Consider the following 19,155-nt stretch of genomic DNA (forward strand, 5'->3'; position numbering starts at 1 on the left):
ACCGCGCTGGCGGGTCCAACCAGATCGACGCCAGTGCTCCTGCGCCGCTGGAAACGCGCACCAAAAAGTCACACCTGTCACGCCAGATGGTCGTCGTCAGCCTGTTCTGGCGTACCTTCTTTTTGTTGGCGGCGCTGCTCATGGGCAGCATGCTTGCTTGGCTGATGACACTGCGGGCGCTCGACTTTGCGCCACGTGCTATCCAGGCCGCGCAGCAGATCGCCTCACAAGTCAACCTCAGCCGCGCAGCGCTGCTGCATACCGACCCGATAGCCCGTGTCTCTCTGATCAAGGCGATGGCCGAACAAGAAGGCTTGCGCATCCTGCCGCGTGAGCCCACCGACCAGTTTCAACCCTTTGACCACGACAGCCTGAGCGAGCGCATCGCACAAGAGCTCAAAAACCTACTGGGCCCGGCGACTGTTGTAGCGCGCAGCGTCAACGGAGTTGAAGGCCTATGGATTGGCTTTCAAATCAATGGCGACCCCAACTGGTTGCAGCTTGATCGTGAGCGCTTCAATCCCGCAAGCAACAAAACCTGGGTGATCTGGCTGCTGACCATCGGCGGCCTGTCCCTGGCTGGTGCAGCCCTGATTGCCCGCCTCATTAACCGCCCGTTGAAGCAGTTGTCGTTCGCCACCAGCCGCGTGCGCGAAGGTGACTTTGACGCCAGCCACCTGGATGAACGCGGCGTGACCGGTGAAATCCGCGAGGTGAATATCGGCTTCAACCGCATGGCGCAAAAGCTGGCCAAGATTGAACAGGACCGCGTGGTCATGCTAGCCGGCATATCGCATGACCTGCGCACGCCGCTGGCACGATTGCGCCTGGAAACCGAAATGAGCGTGGGCGACTACGACGCCCGTGAACATATGGTGGCCGACATCGAGCAACTGGATGCCATCATCGATAAATTCCTGGACTACGCACGCCCAGACCATGTGGAACTCAAAATGGTGTCGCTGAATGCGGTGATCGAGTCCAGCCTGTATGCCGTGCGCGAGTACGAGGATATGCGCATCAACCTCAATGTAGACGAGGCGTTGATGGTGCTGGCCGACGAGGTGGAACTGACACGTGTGATCTCCAACCTACTGGAGAACGCACGCCGCTACGGAAAATCCGAAGGCTCCGGCATTGCCGAAGTGGACATTGCCGCCAAATCACGTGATGACTGGGTACTGCTGAAGGTGCGCGACCACGGCCAGGGCGTAAACCCCGAACAATTGGACAACCTGCTGAAACCCTTCTTCCGGGGCGATACTGCCCGTACCGCCGCCACTGGGGCCGGTCTGGGCTTGTCGATTGTGGACAAGGCCATACAGCGTATGGGAGGCGAGTTTGAATTGACCAATAGCTCTTCGGGCGGTCTGGCCGCCCATATCAAATTGCAAAGGGCCAACAAACCCAGGATATCTTCAGTACAGTAGTACGACGGCCCGGGCCTCGATGCTCTGCCCCAGGCCCACTGGCCCCATCTTTTCAGCTGTCTTGGCCTTGATATTGATCTGATCCAATTCCAGCCCGAGCGCTGCAGCAATGCGTTCACGCATGGCTGGAATGTGCGGCATCATCTTCGGAGCCTGGGCAATGATGGTGCTGTCGATATTGCCAATGCGATAACCCTTGGCCTGTACACGGCGCACAGCCTCGGCCAGCAACACCATAGAGTCGGCACCTTTGAATTGCGGGTCGGTATCTGAAAAATGTGTGCCGATGTCGCCCAGCGCAGCGGCGCCCAGTACCGCATCGGTGATGGCATGCAGCAAGGCATCTGCATCCGAATGGCCCAGCAGCCCCATGGTGTGGGGGATTTCAACGCCACCCAATATCAGCTTACGCCCAGCTACCAGAGCGTGGACGTCCCAGCCCTCTCCAATCCGAAACTGCATTAAAAACTCCTGGAAGATAAACGACTGCGCAGCACAGCCTCAGCCAGCGCAAAGTCGTCAGGGTACGTTACCTTGAAATTCTGGGCACTGCCCGGCACCAGTTTGGGCGCCAGGCCCATGGACTCCATGGCACTGGACTCGTCCGTCACCTCGGCCCCAGCGGACTGCAGCGCCTGTGACAACATACCAATGCGGAACATCTGCGGTGTTTGAGCCAACCATTTATCGCTACGCGGCAAAGTGCTCGCCACACGCCCCTGGTCTTCGCTTTTCAGTGTGTCGGCCAATTTGTGCGCCAGCAAGCCTCCCACGGCATCCGATTCACAGGCATCAATCAGTGCATTAATTTGCGCCGGAGTGATGAGGCAGCGCGCAGCGTCGTGTACCAGTACCCAGTCATGGCCTTGAGCGCCTTGCTCAAACAGATCGTGCAAGCCATTGAAAACCGATTCGGCCCGGGTCGCGCCACCGCAATCAGACACCACACAGGTTGAACTTTGGTGCTCAAAAAAGTCGTCCCCCATCGCCACCACCACCAGCACATCGGTAATCCGTGGCACGCTGGCAAAGGCAGCCAGGGTATGCATCACCATAGGCTGGCCAGCAACAAGCTGGTACTGCTTTGGGGTTGGCGCGGCACCGGCTACAAGGGCTCGGCTGCCCACACCAGCACAAGGAATCAGGGCAAAAAAACGGGGTACTGCAGGTAAGGTATCGGTAGACATTGCCTGCATTCTAAAATCAGCCTCATCCACACCCCCCGCCCTCGCGCCGGGGGGTGTTTTTGCATTCCAGAATCAAAGCCTACTGCAGCCCATGGACCTCCCCAAACTTACCCCCGGCAAACGCTTCACCCTGCCCCGGCCCCAAGGCTCGGCCGATGCGGTGCTGCTGGCCCAACTGGCCCTGCGGGAAAAAGCCAAGGGTGCGCTGACGGCGATCTTCACCTCGGACGCCAGCGACGCCCAGCGGCTGATGGAAGAAATCGTCTTCTTTGCGCCGAGTCTGCGCTGCGCGATGTTCCCCGACTGGGAAACCCTGCCTTACGACACGTTTTCGCCGCACCAGGACCTGATCAGCGAGCGCCTGGCCACGCTATGGCGCATCAGCCAGCGCGACAAGGACACCGGCGCCGACGTGGTCATCGTGCCGGCCACCACCGCGCTGTACCGGCTGGCGCCGCCCAGCTTCATGGCCGGCTACACCTTCCAGTTCAAGACCAAGCAGAAGCTGAACGAAGCCAAGTTGAAGGCCCAGTTGACCCTGGCCGGCTACAGCCACGTGACCCAGGTGGTCAGCCCCGGCGAATACGCAGTGCGCGGCGGCCTGATCGACTTGTTCCCCATGGGCAGCCAGGTGCCTTACCGGGTGGACTTGTTTGACGACGAGATCGACAGCATCCGCACCTTCGACCCCGACAGCCAGCGCAGCCTGTACCCGGTGCCCGAAGTGCGCCTGCTGCCGGGCCGCGAGTTCCCCATGGACGACGACGCCCGCGCCAAGTTCCGCAGCCGCTGGCGTGAACTGCTGGACGGCGACCCGACCAAGAGTCGCATCTACAAGGACATGGGCAATGGCGTGGCCACCGCCGGCATCGAGTACTACCTGCCACTGTTCTTTGAAGACACGGCCACGGTGTTCGACTACATCGGTGCCGACGCCACCGTGGTGCTGCACGGCGACCTGGAGCCGTCCATCCTGCGCTTCTGGCAAGACACCAAAGAGCGCTACCGCCTGGTGCAAGGCGATATCGACCGCCCGGCCCTGCCGCCCGAGGCGCTGTTCCTGGGCACCGAGCAGTTCTACGCGCTGACCAACCAGCACGCCCAGCTGGCGCTGCGCACGGTGGAAAGCAGCAGCGATACCGGTTTCGAAGCCCTGCCGGTGCTGTCGGTGGCGCGCGGCGCCGAAGACCCACTGACCCAGCTGAAGATGCACATCCAGCGCACGCCGCACCGCGTGCTGCTGCTGGCCGAAAGCAATGGCCGGCGCGAAAGTCTGCTGGACCTGCTGCGCGCCAGCCAGGTGAACCCGCCGGCCTTCGACTCGCTGGAAGACTTCCAGACCAGCAGCGAAAAAGTCGGCATCGCCACCGCCGCGCTAAATACCGGTTTCAGCTGGTTGGCCGAGGCCATCGACTTCGTCACCGAAACCGAGCTATTCGCCGCCGGCCCGACCACGCGCCGCCGCAAGAAGCAGGAACAGGTCAGCGATGTCGAGGCGTTGATCAAGGACCTGAGCGAGCTGAGCCTGGGCGACCCGGTGGTCCACTCGGCCCACGGTATTGGCCGCTACAAAGGCCTGGTCCACCTGGACCTGGGCCAGGGCAAGAACGCCGACGGCACCCCGGTTTTGCAAGAATTTCTGTTCCTGGAATACGCCGACAAGGCCACGCTGTACGTGCCGGTCAGCCAGCTGCAGCACATCAGCCGCTACACCGGCGTCAGCGCCGACGAGGCGCCGCTGCACCGCCTCGGCTCGGGCCAGTGGGAAAAGGCCAAGCGCAAGGCCGCCGAACAGGTACGCGACTCGGCCGCCGAGCTGCTGAACATCTATGCCCGCCGCGCGGCCCGCGAAGGCCATGCGTTCCGCTACTCGCCAAACGACTACGAGGTGTTTGCCAACGACTTCGGCTTTGAGGAAACACCCGACCAGAAGGCCGCGATCCATGCCGTCATCCAGGACATGATCAGCCCACGCCCCATGGACCGTCTGGTCTGCGGCGATGTCGGCTTCGGCAAGACCGAGGTGGCCTTGCGCGCCGCCTTCATCGCCATCACCGGCGGCAAGCAGGTGGCGCTGCTGGCGCCCACCACCCTGCTGGCCGAGCAGCACTACCAGACCCTGGTGGACCGCTTCGCCAAATGGCCGGTCAAGGTGGCCGAGGTATCGCGCTTCCGCTCGGGCAAGGAAATCACCGCTGCTCTCAAAGGCATAGCAGAAGGTGGCGTGGATATTGTGGTGGGAACCCATAAGCTATTGAGCGAATCGACCAAGTTCGCGAACCTGGGCCTGCTGATCATCGACGAGGAGCACCGCTTTGGTGTGCGCCACAAGGAGCAGATGAAAGCGCTGCGGGCCGAAATCGATGTGCTGACCCTGACCGCCACGCCAATCCCGCGCACCCTGGGCATGGCGCTCGAAGGCCTGCGTGACCTGAGCGTGATCGCCACCGCGCCCCAGCGCCGGCTGGCCATCAAGACCTTTGTGCGCTCCGAGAGCAATGGCGTGATCCGCGAGGCGGTGCTGCGCGAGCTGAAGCGCGGCGGTCAGGTCTACTTTCTGCACAACGAAGTCGAGACCATTGAGAACCGCCGGCAAAAGCTCGAAGAGCTGCTGCCCGAGGCCCGCATCGCCGTGGCCCACGGCCAGATGCCCGAGCGTCAGCTGGAATCCGTGATGCGCGACTTCGTGGCCCAGCGTTTCAACCTGCTGCTGTGCTCAACGATTATTGAGACCGGTATCGACGTGCCCAGCGCCAACACCATCGTCATGGCCCGGGCCGACAAGTTTGGCCTGGCCCAGCTGCACCAGCTGCGCGGCCGCGTGGGTCGCAGCCACCACCAGGCCTATGCCTATCTGATGGTGCCGGACCTGGAAGGCCTGACCAAGCAGGCCAGCCAGCGCCTGGACGCGATCCAGAAGATGGAAGAGTTGGGCTCTGGCTTCTACCTGGCGATGCACGATCTGGAAATCCGCGGCGCCGGCGAGGTGCTGGGCGAAAACCAGAGCGGCAATATGCTGGAAGTCGGCTTCCAGCTGTACAACGAGATGCTGAACGAAGCCGTGCGCTGCCTGAAAGCCGGCATCGAGCCCGATTTGCTAAGCCCGCTCAGCGTCACGACGGAAATCAACCTGCACGCCCCGGCCCTGCTGCCGAACGACTACTGCGGCGATGTGCACCTGCGGCTCAGCTTCTACAAAAAGCTAGCCACGGCCAAGACCACCGACCAGATCGACGCACTGCTGGAAGAAATCGTCGACCGCTTCGGCAAACTGCCTGCCCAGGCGCAGACCCTGATCGACGGCCACCGCCTGCGGGTGCTGGCGCGGCCCTATGGCGTAGTCAAGGTCGATGCGGCGCCCGGCGTGATCAACATCACCTTCAAGACCAATCCGCCGATCGAACCCATGCGCATCATCGAGCTGATCCAGAAGAACAAGCACATCAAGCTGGCTGGCAACGAAAAGCTGCGCATTGAACGCGAACTGCCCGAGCCCAAAGACCGCGCGCAGATGGTGCGAGATGTGTTGCGTAGCCTGGGGCAGCCCATCCAGGTGGAAGCGGTCGCTTCTTAGGTCATGCGTCACATATAAAAGCGACCAGAAGCCGAGATAATCAAAAGTCCATTGCGCCCCAAGCCAGGGGCTTAACTCTCCAATGTCAGGAGCCCTTAAAAGCATGTCGGCCGTCAGCTCGCTTCTTCAACCTATCAGCGATGCACACCCTTGCGGTGAGGATCTTTCTTTCTCCCCAGAACTGGATGCCATTGCACAAGCACGCCGCTTTGACGACCCCACTCTGGACCAGGGTGAGTGGGTTACCACGCTCAAAGAAGCGGATTGGAATGCAGTAGTGCAACTTTGTACTTCGCTGCTCTCCACCAGAAGCAAAGATCTACGGTTGGCTGTATGGTTTACCGAAGCAAGCGCTAAAACCCAACGCTTTCGTGGCTTGGGCGATGGTTTCAGCCTGATTAGCGGCCTATGTGATAGCTATTGGGCCGACATACACCCCCTGGCCGAAGATGACGACCAGGACATACGGGTTGGCAACCTGAGTTGGATTCTGGCGCGTGCGGTACCGCTGCTACGCGAGATGCCGCTGACCGAAGGCAAGGACTCGGCGTTTTCCCTGGCTGATTTTGAATCAGCACGCACACGCGCCGTGCAGGCCGAAAAAATCATCGCTGCAGGTGGACGTCCGGAAGAAGGCTTAAAGCTGGCCACCTTAGAAGCAGCTCGGCACAAAAGCTCGCGCAAATTTTACGAGGAGCTGCTTGCCGATTCGCAGTACTGCCTGGACGCGTTGCAGCAAATGGAAAAGTCGGTCGATGCACGCCTTGGCATGGATGGCCCGACGTTCTCTGCTGCAAAGAATAGCCTGGACCAGGTAATGCGCACCATCGCCCGCTTTGCGGCCGATATCGGCATCCAAGCCGCTCCTACTGAAGAAGCTGAAACCGCAGTAACCGAGCCGCTACCTACCACTACAACTCTCGCCACTATGCGCAATGGCCCCATACAGAACCGGACCCAAGCTTTAGCACAACTACGCGCAGTGGCAGAATTCTTTAGACAAACGGAGCCCCATAGCCCTGTTGCCTATCTGGCAGAAAAGGCTGCACACTGGGGTGACTTGCCCTTGCATGCCTGGCTGAAAACAGTCATCAAAGACAGCGCATCCATGGCGCATATCGAAGAACTGCTGGGTTTGCAGATGCCGCCCGCCGATGGGCACTAAGAACCTCACCGGCTGAAGCGTTACTGTTTACTGCGCAATTCGGAATTCGATGCGCCGATTGCGGGCACGACCGTCGGTCGTATCGTTGCTGGCTACGGGTCGGTCGGGGCCTTGCCCAGAGGTGGATAGCAGCGCGACATTGATGCCCTTAGATCCCAGATAAATTTTTACCGCGTCTGCACGCGCCTGGCTTAATGCCAGATTGCTGGCCCGCAGGCCCTTGTCATCGGTATGGCCGATGATTTCTACCTTGCGGTCTTTGAGTTTTTGCAAGGCAAGAGCCATCTCGTCCAGAATGGTCTTACCAGCAGGCGTCAGTGTCGTCTGGCCGCTTTCGAACTCCACAATCCGGTTGGCCAAAGTACTATCCAAAATGCCCTGTTCCGACGCCGATACGCGCAGTCCATTGTTGACGGTATAGGTCGGATTGAGGCTGGTGGCAATCGCACTGGCTACCTGTTGACGCTGTGCTTCGTTCGCCACTTCCCCATGCACGCTGACGGCCGTACCATCAATCTTGAGCTGACCACGGCTGACCAGCTTGAGATTGGGGCCGATAATTTTCTGCACATAAGTACTCCAATTGGCAGGGGACACGACAGAACCTATAGCAATTTGGTCCACCACCTTATCTGCACCATATAACTCGCGCAGTCGTGCCAACACACTGGATTTGGTAGCTTCGTCCGGCACTGTGCCAGCAGCCAAAACCTGACCAGGATTTGGCGTCACGACAGGAGGAGCCACTGTTTGCGCGCCGATCCAGCTCGGAATCAAAAAAAGAAAAAACCACAGGCGACGCATGGCATCAAGCTCCCAAAAACGCTTCACGAAACGAATCGTGTGCGGACTTCAAAGACAGATTCGGCAAAGATAAATAGCTGGACAGCTTCTTCAAACCATAGTCAGCAGCCAACTGCTCTTCAATCCAGTCAGCAGAATCAAAAGCAATATGCTGTTCACTACCAACCTGGGGGTCCAACACCGCATGCAAGGTGCGAGCGGATGCACCGCCAAAACCTAGAACCATGCTTGGGTTCCCATGGATTTGGGTCAAAAACAAAACCAGCTCGAAATCAGCACGCTGTAAAAACGGGACAATCAAATGCATCCAGAAAGTTGCCACCAATGGCCGATATATGGGATCGCTTGGCAACGGCAAAACCAGGCTTTTATCCAAGCGGCTGGAGCTACTGGCCATGACAGGCTGCAATAACAAACCCAGGGCCAGAATCAGCTGACGGGCATTGCCAGCGAAGCCAGAACGTGCGAGCAAACTGTCCAAAGCACCAATAGTTTGCATCTCCAGAAAGTCAGCGAAGGCTGCGTCATACCCTGCGGTATTCAGCTCAAGATCCACGGTCGCAGTCGCCAGGCTCTGCAGAGATGCAGCAGGATCCTGAGACGACGTAGCACTCGCAGTTAAAGACTCCAGACGCGTCCACAATCTGGACAAGATCAATGGGCTACGTTTGACAAAGGCAGACGGGTCTTCGATATCCATCGTGCCCATTGTCAGAAATGGAAAGCGCCGTTGCGCTTGATCGGTGCTGGCGCGTAAATGCCCTGCAACAGCCCGCTTGCTGCGCGGGCCCATGAAAACAAAGTGCAATGGCGGCACTGCGTCGTAGATGATCTTCCAGCGTGGATCTACAGACAACAGCTCCATTGATTGGGCCAGCCAATCGTCCAACAAGCCGATGAGCGCACTATTGTCTGCAGCTTTGACAAAGTCTCCACGTGAAGGCAGTTTTCCAAAGTAACCCATTTTGGTAGGAGTGGCAGCGCTGCTCATTGCGAGGCTCCTACAGTGCTAGAAGCAACAGACACCGGTGGGTTCACAGCCTGAACCGGGTCGGCAGGAGCCGCCGTACCGCCCGCAATAGCTTCGGGCAACTTCATTCCACGCAAGGTAGGCGTACTTCCGCCTTTGTCTGAGGTTGCGCCGGAGACCTGCGAGCTACTGATAATTTTCAGGTCCATCGCCACGGCCACTGCGCCATTGCTCCAGCCCAATTCAAATACGCCACCATCTTTGCGCTTGCGGGTCGCAGAATTAATCAGCCGCTCCAAGCCAAAACGGCCAGGCTGGTTGGCCACCTCCACGGTACGTCCATCAAACGTCACCGCCGTGATCTTGGCACCAGGCACACCTTGCGCATTCGGCCACACGAAATTGGTCCATTGGGCCTGGGTATTACGGTACCGCAGCATCTGGCCGTCGATCTCCACTGTGTATTCCGTCGTACCAGGCGCTGGCAAAGGTTGTATCTGGAACACGGTTTGCGGATCTGAGGCTCCACCAGCCTGCGCCGCAGCGCCTGCCGCAGCCTGCGGAGCAACCCAGCCTGCGAAATTGGCCGAGACAGACGGCAACAAGTTGATCCCCATATTGGCCCAGGTCTTGGGCGCCAAGGTATCGCCACGCCTCACCACCAATGGCCCCATGGAAGTAGTTACAAATTTGGCTATGGCGCCATCGGCACCAAAGATCGCTCCAATCTCGGCGCTATTTGCTTCGATTTTGGAGTCCACCGTGAATGGGTACTTTCCTGCCAAAGTCTTTTGGAAGGGTTCGTATACCTGCGCCAGCCAAACCTTATTCATTTCAGCCTCTGTAGGCTTAACGATAACCGCGAAAGCCTGGATCAGCGGCCGCACCAGCAAGGGACGAATAGCTTGCTTCTGTGCATCGCTCATGCCGGTAAGCATCTGTTCATCTACATACTTCAACCCATCCGACAGTTCGGAACTGCTGCCTTCCAGGGTCTGTTGCATCAATTGCTTTGCTCCAGGTCCCGTATCTCCCTGGTTCTTGATCTGGTTGAAGCGGGTACGTAGCTTGGATAGAGTCTCCATATAGCCGCGCATTAGCGATGCATCCTTATCCTTAACGACCACCAACTTGGCCACGCCCGCAAACTCCTTGCCTACAGGCCCCAAAGGAATTTCTGCGCCAGTGGCTCCCATATTGAGGTTGACGTTTACAGGTACCGGCGCTTGCCCCAGCACCGTCTGCTTGAACCAATCGATGACTCCCGACTGGGCGTTCTTGAGGCCTGCGTTGACCAAGGACGGGTTATCCCAAGATGTCTCCTGGTAAACCGTTGTCACAATCTTGTTGATGGGCGAGGTAACGGGGTCACCCAGTCGGTTCATTGCCGTGACTGCAGACTCAAAACTGTTCAGGTCGGCCACCGCCACACCTTGTACAAACTTCTGCCACTCTTTGGCGTATTCGGTCTTGTATTGGTTGACCAAGGCCTTCTGAATTTGCTCGGGGCTGCCCTCCAGGGTTAAATCGTCTTTGGATGCCGTCTTCAGCACCCAGTCACTACTTTGCAGTTCCTTGTTGGCGGCATCCTTGAAAGCTTCTTCGATGTACTTTTCCCAGGCATCGCGTGTGAAGGTTCCGGGAATGACGTAGCTCCCCAGCACCAATTCCTTGTCTTGATCTCCGACAAGGCGGGCCACGGTGACACTGGGAAAGCGGGTGGACGCGCGCGCCTTGACCTCGGCATATACCCGATCCCGTGCTGGCATGCCACGTACCACACGCCGCAGGCTCTCACGGGTCTGGTCCACCAAAGTCAGTTTGTTATCCATCACAGGCCAAGATGGGTCGTTGATCTGTTCCAAGGAAAAACTGATCAAGCGCTCTGCGCTACGAATAAGCTGCTCTCGGGGCATATTGCCGCGATTACTCTCCAGCCAACCGCGCCAGAAGCGGGTGATCTGGTCATTCAAATGGCCCGTTTCCGCTCGCGACTTGTCTCCCAACATCAAGTAAGTTTTGAGTGCGTTGTAAGCGTCTTCCACATTGGCAGGCGAGACGTCCTTGTATTGTTGTGAACTTTGTGCAGCTCCTGCCTGCTTGTCTGTGGTGGACACGTTGGCAAACTGGGGAGGACGTGACATCGGCTCCAATTTGTCGGCGCCAGCATTGACCTCGCTGAGATAGGCCTCGATATTCGCTGCTACCGGATTCAGCATGACTTCCTTGATGCCGGCGTAGTACTCCTCGCGCAGCTTGCGTTCCAGCAGGTCCCCCTGGTACAGCCCTAGACCAACTGACAAAGGCTGGCTTGCGTGAAGCTTGCTGAGCTGCTCGATCCGATCTTGCAAAATTTCCAAAGCCTCGAATCGCGACTGCAGATCCAACCGTTTGTCTTGCAGCTTTACCACCTTGTCCAGATCTGCCTGTACATTCGCGGCGAGCTGTTTGTTACCCACATAGGACCAGCTCCAGCCGCCCAATGCCAGGCCAACCAAAGCTGTTGCAACAAAGAACGCGACATAACGCATGCGTGTCTTGGCAGGGCTGGCATATTGCGCAACCAATTGCTTATCCGCAAAGATCACCTGTTTAAACAAATTCAGCAAGAAGAAACCATGCTGTGACCGCACTTCAGTCTGTTCTTGAGGGCGCAACTGCAAACCAAACCGTTCGGCAATGCGCTGCGCCGAGGAGCCAGAGGCACTCCCCTCTTGCAAGGCACTCGTGAAATAGAAGCCACGGAATACGGGCTTGAATTGGTAAGGATTTTCCTCAAACAAAGTGGTGATGAAGGATCGCAAAACCCCCTTGATAGAAGAAAACTCCAAGGGAAAAGTCAGCACGCCTGCGGGCAGGCGTTCACCCCGACTCATGGACATGCTGGCCAAACTCATATCCTTCAAACCATCATGCAATTCGTCAAACCGGGTATCAAAGAAATTGACGATCTCCTGGCCGCTGCTATAGCGTGCATAAGGCATGGTGGCACCCCAAACACGCTCACTTTCAGACAGCTCGCTACCGGCAAAGAACTCATTGAATCCAGTGATCAAATCCGCCTTGGTGAACATAACGTAGACCGGCGCAAACACCTCCAGTCTCTCGGTCAACTCCTGTACACGTGCACGTAAATTCTGCGCTAGCATAATCACGGCTTCTGGCCTGCTGCCAACCAACTCGGCAATGCTTACCGCCATGATGATGCCGTTAATAGGCGCCTGCTTACGGTTTTTCTTCAGCAGGCTCAGAAAGCTAAACCACTCCGCACGGTCTTCGTCATACACCGAATACCGCCCAGCCGTGTCCAGCAATATGCCATCTGTCGTGAAAAACCAATCGCAATTGCGTGTACCGCCCAGGCCCTGAATGATCTTGCCGTGCTTGTCTGCCAACGGAAACTGCAAGCCTGAATTGACGATTGCCGTACTTTTACCAGCTGCCGGATTGCCAATCACCATGTACCAGGGCAGCTCATATAAAGCAGCAGCGCCCGAGCGCAAACCCAGCTTGGATGTCTTAATGGTGTTGATCGCATCCAACATGCGCTTGCGGATAAGCTCAACTTCATCACGCTGGAAATTGCTGCTTTTAGACACCGATTTATCAGCCTGGCTTTCCAGCATATCGCCTAGCTGTCCGGCTGCACGCTTGGCGCGCCAGCGCTTGAAAAGCTGAAAAGCCAGCCATAGACCAAGCGCCATCAAAAACAAGCCGACCGCCCAAATTGCCGCCAGCTGCATCGTACTGGCACCCAAAAACAAGAAGCCCGCCAGTGCGGCGAACCCAATTACCACCAACGTGTTCGTGTTGGTCAAAAACTGCCAGATTCGTTGCATGTTGTAGTCAATGTCATTGTTGGGACTAGTGCGAAACGCCAATGGCGTCTACGACACAGTCGTTTCGACGGGTCAGGGAGTACAAGGCTGTACGACCATCACCACACGTTCATAAGCGTCCTGGCAGCCAATACACAAGGCAATGCCTTGCTCTACACTTGCTTCATGGTGCGCCAACGCCAGCGCAGTCAAGCTAGATACAGCGCCAGCACTGCCGCAGTCTGCAGCTACTTTCAAACATTGGCTGCGAAAGTCCAGATCAGGAAACACACTGGCTTCCAGGCTGAACAGTTCCGCCAGCCGACGGTGATCTCCATCGCTGGCAATCAAACTTATCTTCTCAGGCGCAATCCCCGCCGCTTGAATGGCATCTTGTACCAGTTGCACCAACAATTCGCCGCTGATTCGCCCACTTGCATCTGCCGATTTATCTCTGCGCCCCAAAGCCACACGGTGCATTTTGGCGTATGGAGCACCGGCAGCCAGCAACTGCGCCTGCTGCATGTCGGCCAACAAAAAGCCTACGGCCCCCTCTCCTGGTGTCTGTCCCGACTCGACCTTGGCCTTGCGCAGCTGCCCTGCTTGATCCCAGGCCAGAATACTTTCTTCGCCTATCCAGGATTCACACGCAACAACCACGCATAGGCATGGCGCAGCGAGACGATGGGCCTGCACCAGCACTGCATCCAACTGCGCCAAGGGTTCTGCTTTAGTCGTACCCACCAACTCCAGTTTTTCAAGTGGCCAGCCATGCTGCACCAACTGGTGCTTGAACCATCTTGACGACGCCTGGCACATTTCGTCCGTCCAACGATGGGGCCAAAACGCCAGCAACTGCAGCATTGGCAAAACCACGCCATCGCGCACGGCAGACCCCGTCTTTGCACTCTGGATGTAAGCGGCAAGATGCGGGTGAGAAAGCAACTGCGGCAGCAGCTCTTGCAACACATCAGTACCCATGCTCAAGGCACGCAACTGCTCATCCGACCAGTTCTGCACAGGTTCGTGAGCAGCACCTTGCCAAGACGTAACTGCATCCAAAACAGCACCACTGTCTAGATCGGTGATGCGCCCGGTTTTAACTGGGAAACCATCCAACGTGGTTAACTCGGTATCCAGTTGCAAACGTATATCCTGAGATTTCAAGGCAACCGCCAACTCCTCAGCGGATGCGCCATGTGGCGACCGCAAAGCAGTGGCCAGAACCGCCAAATGCCAATCACGTTCTGCCGCAGAGTTATCCGCATGCACAGCAGGATGAACGGCAGCCGCAGACGCTGCGGCGACTGTCGCTTTTTCTGCGCGGGCTACCACTAAAGCCATTGACTTGCGAAACAGCCAAACACACAACAAAAAAGCTGCAGGCAATACAAACAAATACAAGACAGCTTCTGAAGCTGCCGGCATTCTGTGGTTGTTACGCCAGTACACCACCATCAGCAACCACACTGCGACGAAGCACAGCACCACCAGTGCGCTGCGCTTGAACCAAGCCAGCATCAGCAACCCACTCTCAAAACAATCGGCATGCGTTTGAGCTCAAGATGTAGTTAAGCCTTGGCTTGCTATCAAGGTAGCGCCGCAAGCAGTTTTGTCGCCATCACGCGCTACCGGCGCACCGTCCACAATCAGCATGGCGTCACCGCTCACAATTTGATTGTCGCCGTGCCCCTTGATAGGACAGGTTACCTTGTCGCCAATCCTCGCCACACCAACGCCACCAGTAACAGTTTGGCCCGATGCAGACACGACCGTCCCGCCATGCGAGGTTTTGTCGCCTAATACAATAAATGCCTTTCCCATTTGAATTCCTTGTTCTTCTATCTTCTATCTTCTATTAACGTCTTAGTCTATCTGGCACAACGTGGCGTCTAGAGCACACGAGATGATTTCAGAAGTCTTCATGGTTTCTTCAGAACGCCGGGCAAATGCAGTTCGGTATGACCCAGATCCATCATCTTCCAGCGCCCACCCCAGGTCAGCCCCACCGACTCAGCCACTTCGCCATACAAACGGTAGCCTTGCATGGCCCATGGGTCCTTTTCACTGATCACCAATTTTCCATAGCGCATGAAAGCGCAATCGGCAGCAAGGCCATACTGATGGTAGCTTTGAAATGCTGCGACATTGGTCACATTGGGGCCCAATGCTGCAAGCATGTTCTGTCGTTCAGGGCTGCGATAACCTTCCAAAATTGTCATGTCGTAATCGTATTTTTCTTTCATGATTTTGAACACCAGCAGCAGCCGCTGGGTGTACTCACTATTGAGTAATTGCCAGTTGCGACTTGCCGAAACCAACATAGGCCGCACCATTGTTACTTCTTGTGACGTAAAAAAGTCTGGAGGCAAAGGTGGCGGTGGAACCAGTAGTTCGCCCCGCAGCAATTCCGACACCTGCACGTTCGCGTTGCGGCTGGAATCATCAAAACCTTGCAACATGGATTTGTCACTGAAAAGCAATGCCACAAATGGCGGAAGCAAAATTAAAAAAAGCCCTCCGGCCCATAGCAAAGAATGCCGTTGAAAGCTGCGCGCCAGTCCCACTAATGCAGCATGGAAAGACAGTCCCAACTGACCCACGGCACGGTCTTTAGAACGCAGCCCACGATGTATGCTGTGCACGCACTTTGCGGCCATACCTTCAACTTGCCGTAGCACCGTATCGCGTCCTGACGTGAATAGAATCATCCAGGCAATAAAACAAGCCAATAAGAAGCACACACCAAGAGTGACGAAAAGCACTAAAAGCCTTGCAATGTAGATCAATGAGGAACATGCATTTTGCAGCACCCTGAACAGCCCAAGTCCAGCCCTAGTCGGCCCAGTCTTCTCTCTGCAACCGAGTCAAATGACAAGGAGCATGCGCGTATTCTTGGTAGCGTCTCCGCAAAGGAGCGTCAGAATTCCTCCTCAAACTTGGGGAAGAAAAGTTTGGTTTGGTTGTTACTAGGTGGTGTTGCCATTACGGCTGCGTGGGGGCTCATCAACCGCACGGGATCAAATGCACCAACGGTAGATAAATACACCTCGGCCACAACACCGCCTATTGCAACGACTGCGCCCTCAGCGCCAGCGGTGCCCGAAGCCGTACTGGCCGCTGCACCGCCAGCAGCAACCATCATCAATGTTGATGAAAAATCCTCCAGTCCAACTACCTCCAATGCAAAGGACAGCCATCTGGATCCGCTTACAAACCTGCTGGAAGCTGGCGTCCAAGTACCAAGCAACACGATTAGTGCTGCATTAGGCTCGACGCCAATTACCGCCCCCGTCAAGCCACATGTAACGGCACAACCTACCCAACGTGCAGAACCCGTCAAAGTGGCAGTAGAACGCAGCAAGCCCATCCCGCCACTGCCCTCCAAATCCATGGACCCAATCGACAACGACGTCAGTTTGATTTCAGCCCTGGTGGCCCATACCGAAGTAGAGCCACAGGCCGCACAAAGTCCCTCCAAACGAGTTGCAAAAAAGCCCACACAAGACATCGTGGAACGCCGTGCAGGGGACAGCACGGCCGCACTCATCAAGCGTTGCAAACGCCTAGGTGGAACCGAAGCAAAACTGTGTCAAAAGCGCATATGTGCAGGACATACAACTGAAGCGGCATGCAAGGCCAAGTAAGTCAGGTCTGCGACAAGCCCATATAGCGACATATCTGCAAATCTGAAAACCTCTGAATCATCTCCCGGTACCAAGCGCTACGGGCATGGGGACTAACGAGCTGCAGTACTCCGCGCAACAAACGTCTTCTGCTGGGCGCCACACAATAGCTGTAAGGAAAATCAATCAACTGCGCAGACAAAACTTGCGCAGATAGCTATTAACTTAATAGCAAACAAGACTCTCTGAAGGACCATTGCCGTCAGCGCAATCCAGACGAGCAACTGAATGGCTGGCTGAATTGAACAGAGATCCAAGAATAGATACGACACCGCAGGCACAGCAGCAAGCCCACGGCAATGGTGAAGAGATATGCAAATCCCGCAAACGACAGTACAAAAGCAAAAGGGTTAGTAGGCTTTCACCTACTAACCCTTGCTATTAATGGTCGGGGCGAAAGGATTCGAACCTTCGACCCTCTGGTCCCAAACCAGATGCGCTACCAGGCTGCGCTACGCCCCGACTAGTCTTCTATTCTACAACGACTTTTGGGCTGATTTGGAGCCCGGCGAATTTATTCACACATTCGCCATCAAATCTGCACGCTGCGCTGCCCGTGCCACAGCCTCTGCAGCAGGGTGTACCGCTGCGTCACGGATAAACAGCCCTGTGCCTTGCATCTTGGCATCATGCTTGGCCAACGCAGCGGCATTGGCGACATCTTCGGCCTGCGCATACTGGCCGCGCCGTATGCGGATGGCCCCAATCGACAACGTGGTGAAAGGGAAAAAACGGGGTATGCCTTGGCGGTCTTCGGCGTAAATGCCGCCTTGCAGGCGTGCAGCATCGTCAAACAGGGCCAAGGCCCGCTCACTGAATTCCTGCACGATGATTTCACAGCGCTGTACCCAGTCATTGCTTTGGAATAGAAAAATGAAATCGTCACCACCCACATGGCCCACAAAGTCGCGCTTGGCGTCACAGTGCGACAAGGCAAGCTTAGCCACCAAGCGGATCATTTCATCGCCACGCCAGTACCCGTAATGGTCGTTGAAAGGCTTGAAATGGTTCAGGTCGGCATAGCAGGCCACAAAGTCGGCTCCGGCTTCCATCAGGCGCTCTATATGCTGACTGATAGGAATATTGCCCGGCAAGAAAGTGAGCGGATTCGCATGGCGCGCGGCTTCCAGCCGCACCTCGGTCACCGAGCGCACCAGTTGGTCGCCGGTTCCCAATCCCAAATAACGCCCGTTTTCAGTCACGATGAAGCCTTCGGTCAGATAGCGCTGATCTTGGGACGTCAGGATGCCCACCAGCTCATCCACGTTGTGGTCACGCTCCACCAGGCGCGGCGCATGGTTGGCGTTCAGCAAACAAGGCTTGCGGCCGTGCACCTCCCGGTAGTACGGCGTGGCGTAATGGGTCATGAACTGGTGCCGGTTCACCAAAGCCAAAGGTCTTTCTTGGTCCACGATAGCAATCGCATGCAACTCGGGATGGCGCAGAAACATGGCCGACAACTGGTCGTTGGTAGTGTGGATGCCGGCGCAGGGTGCGTTTTGTACGGCGAGTCCACGCAGCACGCCCGAGCGCGAAACCCGTCCCGATGCCGGGAAGATTGACACCAGGGAGTCGCTCAATACCTGGATGGCCTCGTTCTTGGCTTTCACCCGTGGCGACGCAGCAGGCCGCCCCAGCAAATAGCCCTGGCCATAGGCCAGATCCAGGTCACGCAGCACCCGCAAATCATCTTCGGTTTCAATGCCCTCAGCCACCAACTGGGTACCAAAAATGGTGGCGATCTGCTTCAAGGCTTGCAGCGTTTGCAGATTGTCAGCGTGCTGCGAAATTTCCTTGGTGAAGTACTTGTCGATCTTCACAATCTCGGGCTTGACCTGTGACCATAGGCGTAAGCTGGAGCGGCCATCGCCAAAATCATCCAGCGCCAAAGACATGCCCGCCGCGCGCACCTCGCGGGCTACGCCAATCAGTTGCGCCATATCATTGACGCGCTCATGCTCGGTCAACTCCAGTACCAGCATGCGCGGCAAGACTCCATAGCCACGCACCGTATCGATCAGTTTCTGGCAGCCCTGGCGACTCACCACCTCCACCAGCGCATCGGCACTGATGTTGACAAACAGACGTCCAGGCTCCTGCAGGCGCCCCCAGCCTTCCAGTGCAACGCGCACGCAATACAGCTCAAACTCGAACAGCAGATTTTCAGAGCGTGCTGCAGCAAACAGCGCATCGGCCCCCAGCAACGCAGCACCTGGCGAGCTGCGGATCAAGGCTTCATGCGCGTAAACATTGCCGCTGCGCAAGTCCACAATGGGCTGAAACACCGAGTGCAAGGCATTGGCACGCATCAATTGAGCCAAAGCGCCCTGCCCCAGGCGCACACGCTCCGGCTGATAGCCCAGACTCAAACTCGGCGCATCCACCATAGAAGCATTCACCATTCCACTCCACCGGTCATGACAATCGTTCAAGTTAATACAGTGCTGTGACAGAGCGATGAAACGGGGTGCATCTGCTATTGTTTTTTTGCAAATCATCAAAAACCATATAAACTATATAA

At 56.8% G+C, this 19,155-nt stretch carries 13 protein-coding genes and 1 tRNA gene; 4 read left to right on the plus strand and 10 right to left on the minus strand.

The annotated features are described in order from the left end of the window. Positions 1–86: 86 nt before the first annotated feature. On the plus strand, positions 87–1,430 hold the full coding sequence (locus tag AC07O2_RS12770) for an ATP-binding protein (RefSeq protein ID WP_495076319.1): 1,344 nt from the start codon (positions 87–89) through the stop codon (positions 1,428–1,430). On the opposite strand, the gene ispF is transcribed toward AC07O2_RS12770, so the two are convergent. Together ispF and ispD are read right to left on the minus strand one after the other, a co-directional pair. Further along, a complete protein-coding gene (gene ispF / locus AC07O2_RS12775; RefSeq protein WP_495076122.1) occupies positions 1,419–1,892 on the minus strand; it encodes a 2-C-methyl-D-erythritol 2,4-cyclodiphosphate synthase in 474 nt (157 codons plus the stop codon). The genes AC07O2_RS12770 and ispF overlap by 12 nt on opposite strands. Next, positions 1,892–2,626 (minus strand): 2-C-methyl-D-erythritol 4-phosphate cytidylyltransferase, encoded by a 735-nt coding sequence (ispD, locus tag AC07O2_RS12780; RefSeq protein WP_495076123.1) that lies wholly within the window; start codon positions 2,624–2,626, stop codon positions 1,892–1,894. The genes ispF and ispD overlap by 1 nt, the downstream gene beginning before the upstream one ends. Before the next feature lie 82 nt (positions 2,627–2,708). Here ispD and mfd point away from each other — a divergent pair, with 82 nt between their 5' ends. Next, on the plus strand, positions 2,709–6,191 hold the full coding sequence (mfd, locus tag AC07O2_RS12785; RefSeq protein ID WP_495076124.1) for a transcription-repair coupling factor: 3,483 nt from the start codon (positions 2,709–2,711) through the stop codon (positions 6,189–6,191). A gap of 103 nt (positions 6,192–6,294) precedes the next feature. Further along, positions 6,295–7,356, plus strand: a complete 1,062-nt coding sequence (tssA, locus tag AC07O2_RS12790; RefSeq protein WP_495076125.1) for a type VI secretion system protein TssA — start codon at positions 6,295–6,297, stop codon at positions 7,354–7,356. Positions 7,357–7,383: 27 nt separating this feature from the next. Here the strand turns inward: tssA and AC07O2_RS12795 are convergent, their stop codons facing one another. The 6 genes from AC07O2_RS12795 to AC07O2_RS12820 all read right to left on the minus strand — a co-directional run bounded on the left by AC07O2_RS12795 (position 7,384) and on the right by AC07O2_RS12820 (position 15,737). Then, positions 7,384–8,160, minus strand: a complete 777-nt coding sequence (locus AC07O2_RS12795) for an OmpA family protein (RefSeq protein ID WP_495076320.1) — start codon at positions 8,158–8,160, stop codon at positions 7,384–7,386. A gap of 4 nt (positions 8,161–8,164) precedes the next feature. After that, on the minus strand, positions 8,165–9,151 hold the full coding sequence (tagF, locus tag AC07O2_RS12800; protein ID WP_495076126.1) for a type VI secretion system-associated protein TagF: 987 nt from the start codon (positions 9,149–9,151) through the stop codon (positions 8,165–8,167). Beyond that, on the minus strand, positions 9,148–12,969 hold the full coding sequence (gene tssM, locus AC07O2_RS12805; RefSeq protein ID WP_495076127.1) for a type VI secretion system membrane subunit TssM: 3,822 nt from the start codon (positions 12,967–12,969) through the stop codon (positions 9,148–9,150). The genes tagF and tssM overlap by 4 nt, the downstream gene beginning before the upstream one ends. Before the next feature lie 72 nt (positions 12,970–13,041). Next, the gene (locus AC07O2_RS12810; RefSeq protein WP_495076128.1) at positions 13,042–14,469 is read right to left on the minus strand and encodes a hypothetical protein; all 1,428 of its coding nucleotides are present in this window, start codon (positions 14,467–14,469) and stop codon (positions 13,042–13,044) included. 39 nt (positions 14,470–14,508) lie between these two features. After that, complete coding sequence (locus AC07O2_RS12815; protein ID WP_495076129.1) at positions 14,509–14,772, minus strand: PAAR domain-containing protein; 264 nt, start codon at positions 14,770–14,772, stop codon at positions 14,509–14,511. Positions 14,773–14,870: 98 nt separating this feature from the next. Further along, entirely contained in the window at positions 14,871–15,737 is an 867-nt protein-coding gene (locus tag AC07O2_RS12820; protein ID WP_495076130.1) for a M15 family metallopeptidase, read from the minus strand. Between the two features lie 15 nt (positions 15,738–15,752). Between AC07O2_RS12820 and AC07O2_RS12825 the strand changes: the two genes are divergently transcribed. Next, a complete protein-coding gene (locus AC07O2_RS12825; RefSeq protein WP_495076131.1) occupies positions 15,753–16,595 on the plus strand; it encodes a hypothetical protein in 843 nt (280 codons plus the stop codon). A gap of 424 nt (positions 16,596–17,019) precedes the next feature. On the opposite strand, the gene AC07O2_RS12830 is transcribed toward AC07O2_RS12825, so the two are convergent. Both AC07O2_RS12830 and AC07O2_RS12835 read right to left on the minus strand, forming a co-directional pair. Then, positions 17,020–17,096 (minus strand) — tRNA-Pro (locus AC07O2_RS12830). Between the two features lie 56 nt (positions 17,097–17,152). After that, positions 17,153–19,036 (minus strand): EAL domain-containing protein, encoded by a 1,884-nt coding sequence (locus AC07O2_RS12835; protein WP_495076132.1) that lies wholly within the window; start codon positions 19,034–19,036, stop codon positions 17,153–17,155. Positions 19,037–19,155 lie beyond the last annotated feature (119 nt).

The organism is Rhodoferax sp. GW821-FHT10B06, from assembly GCF_059415605.1.